The organism is Alloalcanivorax sp. C16-2, assembly GCF_046507615.1.
Lineage (GTDB): Bacteria > Pseudomonadota > Gammaproteobacteria > Pseudomonadales > Alcanivoracaceae > Alloalcanivorax > Alloalcanivorax marinus_A.
In genome coordinates this window covers 888604-901549 of the sequence record NZ_JBKFTL010000001.1, presented here as the reverse complement: position 1 = coordinate 901549, position 12946 = coordinate 888604, and the positions used below count along the sequence as shown (strand labels likewise).

Here is a 12946-nt window from a genome sequence, read left to right as displayed (position 1 = left end):
CAAAGGAGACCCGCCATGTTCTCTAACCACCCCGCCATCGCCGCGATCACCGCCGGAATACTGTTCCTCTCCGCGCAGACCGCCAGCGCCGACTACCCGAACCGCGATATCGATCTGATCGTCGGCTACTCCGCCGGCGGCAGCACCGATGTACTGGCGCGCACGCTCACTCCCTATCTCGAAGACGAGCTGGGCGGCGACATCACCATCAACGTGGTCAACCGGCCCGGCGGCAGCGGCGAGATCAGCTTCACCGAAATCGCCCACGCCAAACCGGACGGCTACACCCTGGCCATGTCCAATATGCCGGGCATCATCAATCCACTGATCGAGCGGGAGCCGGACTACGCCCTCAAGGACTTCACCTTCCTGGGCAACATCATCCTCGACCCCACCGCCATCCTGGTGAACGCCGACAGCGAGTTCGACAGCCTGGATCAATGGGTGGAGAACGCCCGCGCTCATCCCGGTGAGGCCCGGGTCGGCAACCCGGGCCGGGGCGGCGCCCAGCACACTACCTTCGAACGCTTCCTGCTGGCGGCCGGCGTGGAAGCCACCAGCATTCCCTTCAACGGCGGCTCCCGAAGCCGGGCGGCGCTGATGGGTGGCCACATCTCGGCCAGTTCCATGGGCCTGGCGGAAGCCGCCGGCAACGTGAAATCCGGTGGTATCCGGGTGCTCGCGGTGATGGCGGAGCAGCGCAGCGATCTGCTGCCCGAGGTGCCCACCGCCAGGGAGCTGGGCTACGACGTGGTGGGCGGCTCCTATCGCGGCATGATCGCGCCGGCCGGCCTGGACACGGAGGTGGAGGCCAGGCTGCACGATGCGCTGGCGCGCGCGGTCGCCAACCCGGAATTCCGCGAAGCGGCACGCAAGCGGCTGTATCTGCTGCGCTATATGTCCGGTCCCGAGCAGCAGCGTCTCGCCGACACCCTGTACCAGGAAATGACCGCCCTGTGGGAAAAGCGACCCTGGGTGGACCAGTAACAGGTGCCACGACCGGCCCGACGGATAGGGCCGGTCCCCATTCACCAACGTAAAGGGAGTCCTCATGAGCCGTCACCCCGATGCAGCGGATACCGCCCCCTGGCACGATCTGGTGTTCGCCGTTCTGGTCCTGGCCGGTACCTCCGTTCCATCGTTCAGCGCGCTTCGCCTCTCCGGCGCCGGTCGCTGGTTTCCTCTGGCGGTGTGCGCCGTCATGGCACTGGCCGGCATGTCCATGCTCTGCGTCTGCGCGCTCAAGCTGCTGCGCCACCGCCCCGCGCGCCCCCCGTTCCCCGAAGGCGGCGCCCTCAAACGCGGCGCCGGCGCCGGCCTGGCTTTCCTTCTGACCTGTGTGCTGACGCCCTGGGTCGGCTACTTCCCGGCGACCACCCTGCTGCTCATCATCGTGCCTTTGGTTCTGGATTTCCGGCACTGGCGGGTGATCGCCTTTACCGCCCTGACATTCGAGGCGCTGGTGTACCTGGTCTTCATCGAGGGCTTCGGCAGGCAGCTTCCCTCGGGCGTTCCGTTTTCGTAATCAGCAACCGGTTTCCCTATGTTTGACTCCATTCTCTCCGCGTTCCTGGTGATCCTGGAACCGGCTAACCTCATCGCCATGCTGGGCGGCACCCTGCTGGGCATCTGCATCGGCGCCCTGCCCGGTCTCAGCGCCACCATGGGCATCGCCGTGCTGATCCCGCTGAGCTTCGGCCTCGATCCCCTGGTCGGGCTCGGGCTGATGGCGGGCATCTACAACGGCGCCATGTATGGCGGCGCGATTCCCTCCATTCTGCTGGGCGTGCCGGGCACACCGGCTTCCGTGGCCACCATCTTCGATGGCCGGCCCATGGCGGAGCAAGGCCGGGGCAAGCTGGCGCTGCGCGTGGCGGTGTTTTCCTCCGCCATCGGCGGGCTGATCAGCGGGCTCGTGCTGTTGTTGCTGGCACCACCGCTTGCCCGGGTAACCCTGTTGTTCGGGCCCTCGGACTATTTCTGGGTGGCCCTGTTCGGGCTTTCCAGCCTCTCCCTGTTGCTGGGCAAAAGCATCGCCAAGGGCGTTTTCGCCGCCGGCTTCGGCTTGCTCATCGGTCTGATCGGCATCGACACCATCGGCGGCCAGGAACGCTTCACTTTCGGCTTCGTGGAGCTGGTGAACGGCGTCAATATCGTGGTGGTGCTGATCGGGCTGTTCGGTATTCCGCCCACCCTGAAGCTTGCCGCGGGTGCCCTCCCCGGCGGGCGGGAAACGGACCGGGCGGAGGACGCCGGCGATGGCCGGCTTCGTCCCTATCTGCCCCAGCTGCTGCCCACCTGGCTGAAATCGTCGTTGATCGGTGTGTTCGTGGGATTGCTGCCCGGGGTCGGCGGCAACATGGCGTCTTTTCTCAGCTATAACGAAAGCAAGCGCTCCGCCCGCGACCCGGCACGGTTCGGTTACGGCGCCGAGGAAGGCGTGGCCGCCGCCGAGTGTGGCAACAACGCGGACAATGGCGCCGCCCTGGTGCCCGCCCTGACCCTGGGCGTGCCGGGCAGCTCGGTGTCGGCGGTGATTCTCGGCGGCCTGCTGGTGCACGGTCTGCAACCCGGACCGGAACTGTTTCAGAGCAACCCCAACGAAGTGTACGGCTTCATGCTGCAGATGGTGATCACCGCCGCGCTGCTGATTCCCCTGGGGCTGCTCGGCTCACGGTTGTTCGTGCGGGTGCTCGACATTCCGCCGGCTCTGCTGATCCCGATCGTGCTTTCCCTGAGCATGGTCGGTGTTTACGCGGTCAACAACAGCCTGTTCGACATCCAACTGCTGCTGGTGTTCGGCGCCATTGGCATGGTGCTGTCCCACTTCCAGGTGCCGCTGGCGCCCATTGTTCTCGGCGTCCTGCTCGGCCCCATGGCCGAGGAGAACCTGCGACTCGCTTTCATGCTGAGCGTCGATCCCTGGACCGCGCTATTCCCTTCCCCGCTGTCCGTCGGGCTGGCGTTGTTCACGGTTTCGGTGATCGCCTTTTCATTGCTTAAGCCCCTGACCCGATTCACCCGCGCCCGCCTTCGGCGGGCCGCGGCCCATTGACCGACCGATGTACAAGGAGAACTCCATGAACCGGAAAACCCAGTGCCGCCCATGGCTGGCCGACGACGTCCGCAACGACCGAAGCTGGATTCGACCGCTCGACCCGACCCTGGGCGACGATCTCGATCGCGCCCTCCAGCACGCCGATGAAACGGGCAAAGCAATGCTCGACTGGACACCGGACGATTTCCCCCTCCGCGAACACGCCCGCGCTTTCTTCAAGAATGCCTTCGACAGCACCCAGCGCGACTGGGGCTTCTGCCTGATTCGCGGCATGCCCGTGGAACGCTGGTCGGTGGAGGAGGCCCGGCGGATCTACTGGGGCCTGGGGCTGCACATCGGCGTGTGCCGGACACAGAACCGGGCCAGCGACATCATGACCTCGGTGAAAGACGCCAGCGGCAGCTACAAGGTCAACGGCGGGCGCGGTTACAACACCAACGCCGGCCTGGATTTCCACGTGGATTTCTGCGACGTGGTGTCGCTGCTGTGCCTGCACCCGGCCAAGGCCGGCGGCACCAGCCTGATCACCAGTTCCCTGGCGGTGATCGACGAGATCCGCCGGACCCGCCCGGACCTGGAAGACGCCCTGCGCACGCCCTTTTATTTCAGCCTGCAAGGCGCCGGCGCCGACGACGAGCCTCCGGTCTACCCCTGCCCTCTGTACGGGGAAAAGGACGGCTTCCCCGCGTTCCGCACCAACCGAAAGAACATCACCGCCGCCCAGGAATACTTCGAGCAGGTGCCCCGGCTCACCGACCAACAGGTGGAGGTGCTGGATCTTCTCGACACCCTGCTGCCGGACCCGCGCTTCTGTTTTTCCATGAATATCGAGAAGGGCGACATGCAGCTTCTCAACAATTACACCGTGGTGCATTCGCGAACCGATTTCGAGGACTTCGAGGAGGAAGAGAAAAAACGGCACATGCTGCGCCTGTGGATGACGCTCCCCAATTCCCAGCCGCTGCCGGACGACTGGGTGGCCGCCTTCAAGGACACCCGCCCAGGCTCCGTGCGCGGCGGCAATCGGGGCAAGCACATCACCGAGACGTTCCTTGACTATGAGCGTCGTCAGGCCCGCTACCACGGCATGCGCAACGTGTTTTCATGATGCCGTTCGCATCGACGCCGCCGTCCACCGGGAGCGCAACGCCATGGCCCCGGGGATGACGGATCGCTGGGGCCCACCTTTGCTACGCTCACTGATGGTGGGCACCGTCGGCGGCGTACTGGCCGCCCATATCGGTCTGCCTCTGGCCTGGATGCTCGGCCCCCTGGTGACCAACCTGGCGGCTTCCATCGGCGGGGCCCGGGTGGCGGTGCCGGAGAATCTGCGGCTGGCTTTCCTTGGCGTGCTGGGGCTGGTCCTGGGCAGCCGGATGACACCGGAGCTGGTGGCCCGGCTGGTGGATTGGCCGATCTCCGGCGCCTTGCTGCTGGCCGGGGTGGCGGCGTCCACCAGCGTCGTCGCCGCCTGGTTCCGGCGTTGCGGTTTCGACCCGGTTACCGCCTGGTTCTCGGCGGCGCCGGGCGCGATGACCGCGATGATCATGATGGGCGAAGCCAGCGGCGGCGATCCGCGCCGGGTGGCGATTTCTCAGTCCCTGCGCATTATTCTGGTGCTGCTGATCCTGCCACCGCTGTTCTGGCTCTACGAAGGCGTGGACGGAGGCCGGGGCGAAAACGCCGCAGCGCATTTCGAGAACCTCTGGCTGATAGCCATGCTGCCGCTGCTGATTCCGCTCGGTAACCGGCTGCGCATTCCCACCGCCGCCTTGATGCTGCCCCTGGTGGTATCCGGCCTGTTGTCCGGCTTTGGAGTCGCCTCCCTGCGGATGCCGGACTGGGGCATGAACCTGATGCTGTTGGTGCTGGGCTGCGCCATCGGCTCCCGGTTCCGTGGGTTATCCCTGTCGCTGCTGCGCCGCCATCTGTTGGAGTCGTTCGTGGCGACGCTGCTCTCCCTGCTGATTCTGGCGCTGTTCGCGGAGCTCGTGCATCAAGCCATCGCGGTACCCCGGGACGTGGCGCTGATGGCCATGGCCCCGGGCGGCATCGGCGAGCTGGCGATTCTGGCGGTGGCCTTGAACCTGGACCCCATGTTCGTGGCCTTCCATCACCTGCTGCGCATCGTGGCGCTTATGCTGGTGGCACCGCTGTGGGCGAAGTACCTCACCCGCCACCAACCGCCCGCCCCATAGGAGCAGTGAGGGCCTGGAGGAAGGCGTCGGCCACCGGCGTCAGGTGGCGGGCACGGGGGTGCACCACGCACCAGGAGCGCTTCAGGGGCAGTCCGTCCACGTCCAGGGTCACCAAACGCCCGGCCGCCAGTTCCTCCCGGCAGGCGTCCCGGGGCAGCACCGCCAGCCCCAGGCCGGCGATCACCCCGGCCTTGACCGCCTCCTGGGAGCCCAGTTGCTGCCGGCGACCGGGGCGCAGCCCACGGCTCTGGCACAACTCCTCGAACACCAGCCGGGTGCCGGAGCCGGGCTCCCGGCTGAGCAGGGGGAATTCCAGGAAACGGGTCAGCGGCACCGCTTCGGTGTCCCGCAGCGGATGCCCCGGACCGGCCACCGCCACCAGATCGTTCTGGCGGAAGGGCACGAAGCGCAGCCGCCGGTCGTCAGGCACCTGGCCCATGATGGTCAGGTCGTAGCGGTCCTCGCGCAGGCTCTTCAGGGCCTCGCCGTGGTTGAGCACGCGCATTCGCACTTCCACTTCCGGGTGACGCCGGCAGAAGGCCGCCAGCCGCTCGGGCATGAAGTACTGAGCGCTGCTTTCCACCGCCAGGGTCAGGGTGCCCTGCATCACCCCGCGCAGTTCCGCCAGCTCCATTTCCACCCGTACCAGGCGGCGCATCAGATCCTGGCCGGCGCGGCGCATGGCCCGTCCCGCCGGGGTCAGGGAAAGCCGTTTGCCTACGTAATCGAACAGTGGCTCGCCGATCAACTCCTCCAGATTGCGCACCTGGGCGCTCACCGCCGGCTGGGTGAGAGCCAGTTCCTCGGCGGCCCGGGAGTAGCTTTCCTGTTGACAGACGGTGAGGAAGATACGCACCTGGCGCAGGGTCAGACGATTCAGATAGGCCGTGCTCATTGCTTTCCCAAGAGAGCGAGCGCTCACACATAATGAATTGGTTATGCCTGATGATAGTAATATCAATTTCTTTTGGCCGCCATGTTCCCGGTACCTTGCGGAACATTAAGCGGCCCTTGGGCTGATCGGGAGTACACGCATGGCCATAAGAAAAATCCTCATCGCCAACCGTGGTGAGATCGCGGTGCGCATCGTCCGCGCTTGCGCGGAGCTGGGCATTCGTTCGGTGGCGGTTTACACCGAACCGGACCGGTACGCGCTGCACGTGAAACGCGCCGACGAGGCCTACAGCCTGGGCGACGACCCGCTGGCGGGCTATCTGAACCCACACCATATCGTCAACGTGGCGGTGCAGACCGGCTGCGATGCCCTGCACCCGGGCTACGGCTTCCTCTCCGAGAACGCCGAACTGGCGGACATCTGCGCCCAGCGCGGCATTACCTTCATCGGCCCGCGGGCGGAGGTAATCCGCCGCATGGGCGACAAAACCCGCGCCCGCCAGGCGATGATCGAAGCCGGCGTGCCGGTGACGCCGGGCTCGGAAAACAACCTGGCGGACCTGGACGAGGCCCGCCGCGAAGCGCGCCGGGTGGGCTACCCGGTGATGCTGAAGGCCACCTCCGGCGGCGGCGGTCGCGGCATCCGCCGCTGCGACGACGAGGACGAGCTGGCGCGTAACTACGAACGGGTGGTCTCGGAAGCCACCAAGGCGTTTGGCAGCGCCGACGTGTTCCTGGAAAAGTGCATCGTCGACCCGCGACATATCGAGGTGCAGATCCTCGCCGACCATCACGGCAACACCATTCATCTGTTCGAACGGGACTGCTCGATCCAACGCCGCAATCAAAAGCTGATCGAGATCGCTCCGTCGCCCCAGCTCACCCCGGAGCAACGCACCTACGTAGGCGACCTGGCGGTACGCGCCGCCGAGGCGGTGGGCTACACCAATGCCGGTACCGTGGAGTTCCTGTTCACCGGCAACCAGGTGTACTTCATGGAGATGAACACCCGGGTGCAGGTGGAACACACCATCACCGAGCAGATCACCGGCGTGGACATCGTGCGCGAACAGATCCGCGTGGCCGCTGGAGAACCCCTGGCCCACCAACAGAGCGACATCCGCCACCAAGGCTTCGCGCTGCAGTTCCGCATCAATGCCGAGGACCCGAAGAACAACTTCCTGCCCAGCTTCGGCCGCATCAGCCGCTACTACGCGCCGGGTGGCCCGGGCGTGCGGGTGGATACCGCCATCTACACCGGCTACACCATCCCACCCTACTTCGATTCCATGTGCCTGAAACTGATCGCCTGGAATCTGAGTTGGGAAGGCGCCCTGGATCGCGCCAAGCGCGCCATCCACGACATGCGCCTGCAGGGAGTGAAAACCACCGCGCCCTATTACCTGAAAATTCTCGACGATCCCGGTTTCCGTAGCGGCCAGTTCGACACCGGCTACGTGGACGCCCATCCGGAACTGCTGAGTTACTCGGAAAAATCCAATCCCGAAGAGATCGCGCTGGCCATCGCCGCGGCGATTGCCGCTCACACCGGGCTTTAAGCGCAGGAGATCCCGCCATGAATACGAACGCCACAAAAAGCAAGAAAATCGAAGTCACCGACGTGGTGCTGCGCGACGGTCACCAATCGCTGATCGCCACGCGCCTGCGCACCGAGGACATGCTGCCGATCTGCGAACAACTGGACGCGGCCGGCTTCTGGTCCCTGGAGGTGTGGGGCGGCGCCACCTTCGACGCCTGCGTGCGGTTTCTCAAGGAAGATCCCTGGGAGCGGCTGCGGCAACTGCGCCAGGCGCTGCCCAACAGCCGCCTGCAAATGCTGCTGCGCGGCCAGAACCTGCTCGGCTACCGCCACTACGGCGACGACGTGGTGGACGCCTTCGTGGAACGCGCCGCCGCCAACGGCATCGACGTATTCCGGGTGTTCGACGCCATGAACGACCCGCGCAACCTGGAAACCGCCCTGCGCGCGGTGAAGGCCAACGGCAAGCACGCCCAGGGCACGCTCTGCTACACCACCGGCCCGGTGCACACCCCGGAGCGGTTCGTGGCTCTGGCTCGGCGCCTCGCCGACATGGGCAGCGACTCCATCGCCATCAAGGACATGGCCGGCCTGCTCACCCCTTATGCCACCGGCGAGCTGGTGGCCGCCCTCAAGGACGCGGTGGACCTGCCCCTGTTCCTGCATTCTCACAACACCTCCGGGCTGGCCCCGATGTGCCAACTGAAAGCCATCGAGAATGGCGTGGACCATATCGATACGGCCATGTCGCCGTTCGCCGGCGGCACCAGCCACCCGGCCACGGAGTCCATGGTGGCGGCCCTGAAAGGCACGCCTTACGACACCGGGCTCGATCTGGAGAAACTGCAGCCCATCGCCGACCACTTCCGCGAGGTGCGCAAGAAGTACCATCAGTTTGAGAGTGACTACACCCGCGAGGACATCGGTGTGCAGGTCAACCAGGTGCCCGGCGGCATGATGTCCAACCTGGCCAACCAGCTGAAGGAACAGGGCGCCCTGGACAAGATCGACCAGGTGTTCGCGGAAATCCCCCGGGTTCGCGAGGATCTGGGCTACCCGCCACTGGTCACGCCCACCTCGCAGATCGTCGGCACCCAGGCGGTGATGAACGTGCTCGCCGGCGAGCGCTACAAGACCATCACCAATGAAGTGAAGCGCTATTTGCTGGGCCACTACGGCGCCGCCCCGGCGCCGGTGGACACCACCCTGCAACGGCGCGCCGTGGGCAACGAGGAGGTCATCGACCAGCGCCCGGCGGACCTGCTGCCCCGGGAGCTGGACAAGCTGCGCCAGGACATCGGCGAACTGGCAGGCAACGAAGAGGACGTGCTCACCTTCGCCATGTTCCCGGACATCGGCCGTGCCTTCCTGGAAGAACGGGCCGCCGGCACGCTCAAACCCGAGCCGCTGCTGCCGCCGGACAGCGGCCAGGCCGCCGCCGAAGTGGCCGGCCAGCCCACCGAGTTCATGATCGACGTGCACGGCGAAACCTATCAGGTGGCGATCACCGGGGTGGGCCTGAAGGGCAGCGACAAGCGCCGCTTCTTCCTGACCCTGGACGGCATGCCCGAGGAAGTGATCTTCGAGCCGCTCAACGCCTACCAGAAAGGCGACGGGGAAGGCGGCCGCAAGCAGGCAGGCGGCCCCGGCGACGTGACCACCAACATGCCCGGCAACATCGTCGATGTGCTGGTGGCGGAAGGCGACGAAGTGAAAGCCGGCCAGCCGGTATTGGTGATCGAAGCAATGAAAATGGAATCCGAGGTACAGGCCCCCAGCGGCGGCACCGTGCAGGGCATCTTCGTCGCCAAGGGCGACCGAGTGACGCCGGGGGAAGTATTGATCGAAGTGCGCTGATTTTTCCCTTACGGGGTTCGACTCCACCGGCGCCCGCCCCGGGCGCCGTTTTCACCGCCGCGACGTTCGCCTTAACCGTCGCGGCGTTTTTTTATCCCACCAAAAAAGTAGGCGCGTTCTATCGCGCTTCCAGGAACGCGAGATCCACGTGGTAACGGCGCGGATTGTCCGGCGCCACCCAGACGGTCAGCGGCTGACTGCCGAGGGCCGGGCTCGGGTCGGCCCAGAGCGCGTCGCTGCGAAACACATGGGTCTCGCCACTCACCGGATCGCTCCACTGGCATACGATCCGGTAGGGGTGGCGGCCATTCACTTGCAGGGAGTGGTCCAACACCACCTCCACCGGCTCGGCGGCCACCTTCTGGCCATTCTTGCGCAGCCAGGCCACCTTGCGCGCTTTCCATCTGGGCCACAGCAGCAAGCCGGTTCCCACCACGGTCAGAATGAGGCCCACCACCCCGGCGATCAGCGATAAGCCCCACAGGGAAAAGAAACTCCTGATCCGGGCGTCACCGCTGTCGCCGGGCGCGTACAGCACTTCCACACCCTCGCCCACCGAGTAAGCCGGTGGGCGGCTGCTCATATTGGGCACGAACACCACGCTGCGACCGTCACGGTCGCGAAAATGCACCTTCGGGCTGTACAGGACGTCTCCGTCACTGTCCCGCTTGGGCACCAGGTCGGTAACCACGCCGGAGGTGGTCACCGCCGTCTCCAGAAAACGGGAAGTACTCACCGCCGACGCAGCGCTGCCCGCCAGGGTCAGGACACCAAAAAGCAGCAGGCCGCCACCGGCCACGGTAGTGACTTTCATGATTCAGCGCCTCGTGCACGGCGCTCGCGTTCCCGCTCGCGGAGTTTTTCCACCCGGTCTTCCAGGCTGTCCAGACCCAGGGCCCAGCGACGCAGGTTGACCATGGCCGGGTCGGCGATCGGGCACGGTACCGGCCAGCCCTCCTCGTCCATGTCGAACTGGGTGCCGTAGCGCTGCGGCTCGCCGTTGAGCACGCACAGACGGTCGCGCAGATAGGCGGACTGCCAGCCCGGAGCGTCACCCACCGAGGCGGCCTCTTCCACCGCCGTGGCGCAACGCGCCATCAGGTCCAGCCGTGACATGGCGTGCTGGGCGATCAACCAGGCCGCCTCGCCACCTGCCTCCCCCGCCAGGGTCACGCCGGGCCAGCCGTGCTCATCGAGAATCCGTTCCAGAGCCTCGGCGTTGCGTTCATGAACGGCGCGCATCTCCGGGTGGTAGTCCGGCGCGGGCAGTTCACCGCGCTCGGTGAGCACCGCCAGGGTGCGTTTGTCGTCCTCGGCCATGGCCGTGAGTCGATCGGCGAGTTCCTGGTTCATGGTCATCCTCGTGGGTGTTGGTCCTGCCTGTGGAGGACGGCACTTTACCAGCTTCACCAATTGGAATCAGGGCACCGTCGGCGATCAAGACAACACCGATACGAAAACAACGCCGACACGAAACTGCCACCGCGCTGTCATCCCCGCTGTCTAGCCTCGCGGGCTGACCTTTAATTCGAATCCATGGGAGCCGACCGTGCCTTTCCAACTCCGTTTTCCGGCCCTTGCCGTCACCGGCTTGTCACTTTTTCTCGCCGCCTGCGGCGGTGATGATGACCACCATGGCAACGCCTCCGAGGAGGCGAAGCCACTTAACCTTCAGGTTCTGTACACCAATGACCACCACTCCTATTTCGAAGGCCAGAGCTACGACCTGAACATCGACTACGACCCGGACCAGCCCGGCAACGAGCCGGTACGGCTGAGCCTGGGCGGCTTCCCGCGCATCATCACCGCCATGAACGACTACCGGGACGACCATACCCTGGTGCTCAACAACGGCGAGCTGAACGGCACCCTCTATTTCAGCCTGTTCAAGGGCGAGGTGGACTTCAAAGTGTTCAACACGCTGGGCCTGGACGCCTACCAGCTCGGCAACCATGAGTTCGACGAAGGCGAGGCACACCTTCGCGACCTGCTGGAAATCGCCAACTTCCCGGTGATCACCGGCAACATCCATCCCACCGTGGACAGCCCGCTGTTCAACTCCGACATCAAGCCCTACGTGGTCAAGGAGATCGACGGCGAGAGGGTGGCCGTGATCGGCGTGCTGAAAGTGGAGAAAACCCGGGAGTCCTCCCTGGTCACCGACGCGGTGGAATTCGACGACGAGATCCTGTCCGTGCGCGACCACATCTATGCGCTGAAGGATCAGGGCATCAACAAGTTCATCGTGCTCAGCCACCTGGGCTATGAGTTCGACCAGGTGCTCGCCGAAAATGTGCGCGACATCGACGTGATCATCGGCGGCGACACCCACAACGTACTGGACTCCACCGGCGAACTGGCCGCCATGGGCCTGGAGGTGGACGGCGACTACCCCACCGTGGTCCAGGACCCGGACGGCAAGCCGGTGTACATCGTGCAAGCCTGGGAATACGCCAAGGGCCTCGGGCGGCTGAACATCGACTTCGACGCGGACGGCGTGGTCACCGACATCGACGGCAACATGGAACTGCTGGTGGGCGGGCCCTACCAGGTGCAGGACGCCGGCGGCGCCTGGGTCACCGCCGACGCGGACCAGACCGCCCGCATCAACGGAGTGATCGACGATCTCACCACCATCCGCACCGCCGAGGAATCCCAGCAAATCCTGGACATCCTGGCGCCCTATAAAGAGCAGATGGAAAGCTTCAAGCAGGAAACCCTGGGCCAGGTCACCGAACCGATGCCCTTCGAGCGCATCCCGGCGCCGTTCAACGCCGGCGACACGCCCACCGGCAGCTACGCCGCCTGGGTGGTGGCCGACGCCTTCCTGAAGTATCTGCCCAAGGCCGACGTGGCGATCCAGAACGCCGGCGGCGTGCGCGCGCCGCTCAACGACGGCACCTTCACCGTGGCCAACGCCTACGACATCCTGCCGTTCTCCAACACCGTGGTCACCATCGATATGACCGGCGCCGAGATCGTCAAGGTGCTCAACGAAGGCCTGGACTACGCCCAGGGCATCTCCGCCTCCACCGGCGCCTTCCCCTACTCCGCCGGCCTGCGCTACGACGTGACGCTGGGCGCCCCGGAAGGCACCGGCATCGAAAACGTGGAAGTGCGCGACGACAACGGCAACTGGGCGCCCATCGTGGAAAGCGAAACCTACTCGGTGGCCACCAACTCCTTCACCGGCCAGGGCAAGGACGGCTACGTCACCTTCGGCGAGGTGCAGGCCAACAACCCGGATGCCTTCGAGGACTCCAACGTCACCTATGTGGTGCCGCTGCTGGAGTACTTCCGCGAAGAGCTGCCCGATCAGACCCTGCCGGCGCTGGACCCGAACCAGTACAGCCTCAAGTCCGTCACCGACCTGCGCTAGTCGCCGGAACGATCAAGCCG

The 12946-nt window shown here is 65.5% G+C and carries 11 protein-coding genes; 8 read left to right on the top strand and 3 right to left on the bottom strand.

The genetic code is table 11. From position 1 onward, the window contains the following. Positions 1-15 precede the first annotated feature (15 nt). The 5 genes from ACLD02_RS04225 (at position 16) to ACLD02_RS04205 (ending at position 5256) form a co-directional block, all read left to right on the top strand. Positions 16-987, top strand: coding sequence for a tripartite tricarboxylate transporter substrate binding protein (locus ACLD02_RS04225; RefSeq protein WP_203103035.1), 972 nt, complete (start codon positions 16-18; stop codon positions 985-987). 64 nt (positions 988-1051) lie between these two features. Then, the gene (locus ACLD02_RS04220) at positions 1052-1525 is read left to right on the top strand and encodes a tripartite tricarboxylate transporter TctB family protein (protein WP_203103037.1); all 474 of its coding nucleotides are present in this window, start codon (positions 1052-1054) and stop codon (positions 1523-1525) included. Between the two features lie 18 nt (positions 1526-1543). Continuing rightward, positions 1544-3055, top strand: coding sequence for a tripartite tricarboxylate transporter permease (locus tag ACLD02_RS04215; RefSeq protein WP_203103047.1), 1512 nt, complete (start codon positions 1544-1546; stop codon positions 3053-3055). A gap of 25 nt (positions 3056-3080) precedes the next feature. Beyond that, positions 3081-4166 carry a TauD/TfdA family dioxygenase gene (locus ACLD02_RS04210; protein ID WP_410298024.1) on the top strand — a complete coding sequence of 362 codons (1086 nt, stop codon included), beginning with the start codon at positions 3081-3083 and terminating at the stop codon, positions 4164-4166. A 43-nt stretch (positions 4167-4209) separates the two neighbouring features. Then, positions 4210-5256: an AbrB family transcriptional regulator gene (locus tag ACLD02_RS04205; protein WP_410298023.1), complete on the top strand. Its 1047-nt coding sequence runs from the start codon at positions 4210-4212 to the stop codon at positions 5254-5256. On the opposite strand, the gene ACLD02_RS04200 is transcribed toward ACLD02_RS04205, so the two are convergent. After that, complete coding sequence (locus ACLD02_RS04200) at positions 5228-6151, bottom strand: LysR family transcriptional regulator (RefSeq protein ID WP_203103058.1); 924 nt, start codon at positions 6149-6151, stop codon at positions 5228-5230. The genes ACLD02_RS04205 and ACLD02_RS04200 overlap by 29 nt on opposite strands. A gap of 139 nt (positions 6152-6290) precedes the next feature. Here ACLD02_RS04200 and ACLD02_RS04195 point away from each other — a divergent pair, with 139 nt between their 5' ends. Both ACLD02_RS04195 and oadA read left to right on the top strand, forming a co-directional pair. Beyond that, positions 6291-7709 carry an acetyl-CoA carboxylase biotin carboxylase subunit gene (locus tag ACLD02_RS04195; RefSeq protein ID WP_410298022.1) on the top strand — a complete coding sequence of 473 codons (1419 nt, stop codon included), beginning with the start codon at positions 6291-6293 and terminating at the stop codon, positions 7707-7709. Between the two features lie 17 nt (positions 7710-7726). Beyond that, positions 7727-9547: a sodium-extruding oxaloacetate decarboxylase subunit alpha gene (gene oadA, locus ACLD02_RS04190; protein WP_410298021.1), complete on the top strand. Its 1821-nt coding sequence runs from the start codon at positions 7727-7729 to the stop codon at positions 9545-9547. Positions 9548-9665: 118 nt separating this feature from the next. Here the strand turns inward: oadA and ACLD02_RS04185 are convergent, their stop codons facing one another. Beyond that, the gene (locus tag ACLD02_RS04185; protein WP_410298020.1) at positions 9666-10361 is read right to left on the bottom strand and encodes a DUF3592 domain-containing protein; all 696 of its coding nucleotides are present in this window, start codon (positions 10359-10361) and stop codon (positions 9666-9668) included. Then, positions 10358-10900 carry a DUF6624 domain-containing protein gene (locus ACLD02_RS04180; protein WP_410298019.1) on the bottom strand — a complete coding sequence of 181 codons (543 nt, stop codon included), beginning with the start codon at positions 10898-10900 and terminating at the stop codon, positions 10358-10360. Before ACLD02_RS04180 ends, ACLD02_RS04185 begins: the two co-directional genes overlap by 4 nt. 196 nt (positions 10901-11096) lie before the next feature. Between ACLD02_RS04180 and ACLD02_RS04175 the strand changes: the two genes are divergently transcribed. Next, positions 11097-12926, top strand: coding sequence for a 5'-nucleotidase C-terminal domain-containing protein (locus ACLD02_RS04175; RefSeq protein WP_410298018.1), 1830 nt, complete (start codon positions 11097-11099; stop codon positions 12924-12926). Positions 12927-12946 lie beyond the last annotated feature (20 nt).

Excerpts from the sequence above, each read along its gene's own strand:
- ACLD02_RS04210 (WP_410298024.1), top strand. The coding sequence starts at position 3,081 with ATGAACCGGAAAACCCAGTGCCGCCCATGGCTGGCCGACGACGTCCGC.
- ACLD02_RS04220 (WP_203103037.1), top strand. The coding sequence starts at position 1,052 with ATGAGCCGTCACCCCGATGCAGCGGATACCGCCCCCTGGCACGATCTG.
- oadA (WP_410298021.1), top strand. The coding sequence starts at position 7,727 with ATGAATACGAACGCCACAAAAAGCAAGAAAATCGAAGTCACCGACGTG.
- ACLD02_RS04200 (WP_203103058.1), bottom strand. The coding sequence starts at position 6,151 with ATGAGCACGGCCTATCTGAATCGTCTGACCCTGCGCCAGGTGCGTATC.
- ACLD02_RS04225 (WP_203103035.1), top strand. The coding sequence starts at position 16 with ATGTTCTCTAACCACCCCGCCATCGCCGCGATCACCGCCGGAATACTG.
- ACLD02_RS04205 (WP_410298023.1), top strand. The coding sequence starts at position 4,210 with ATGGCCCCGGGGATGACGGATCGCTGGGGCCCACCTTTGCTACGCTCA.
- ACLD02_RS04215 (WP_203103047.1), top strand. The coding sequence starts at position 1,544 with ATGTTTGACTCCATTCTCTCCGCGTTCCTGGTGATCCTGGAACCGGCT.
- ACLD02_RS04195 (WP_410298022.1), top strand. The coding sequence starts at position 6,291 with ATGGCCATAAGAAAAATCCTCATCGCCAACCGTGGTGAGATCGCGGTG.
- ACLD02_RS04185 (WP_410298020.1), bottom strand. The coding sequence starts at position 10,361 with ATGAAAGTCACTACCGTGGCCGGTGGCGGCCTGCTGCTTTTTGGTGTC.
- ACLD02_RS04180 (WP_410298019.1), bottom strand. The coding sequence starts at position 10,900 with ATGAACCAGGAACTCGCCGATCGACTCACGGCCATGGCCGAGGACGAC.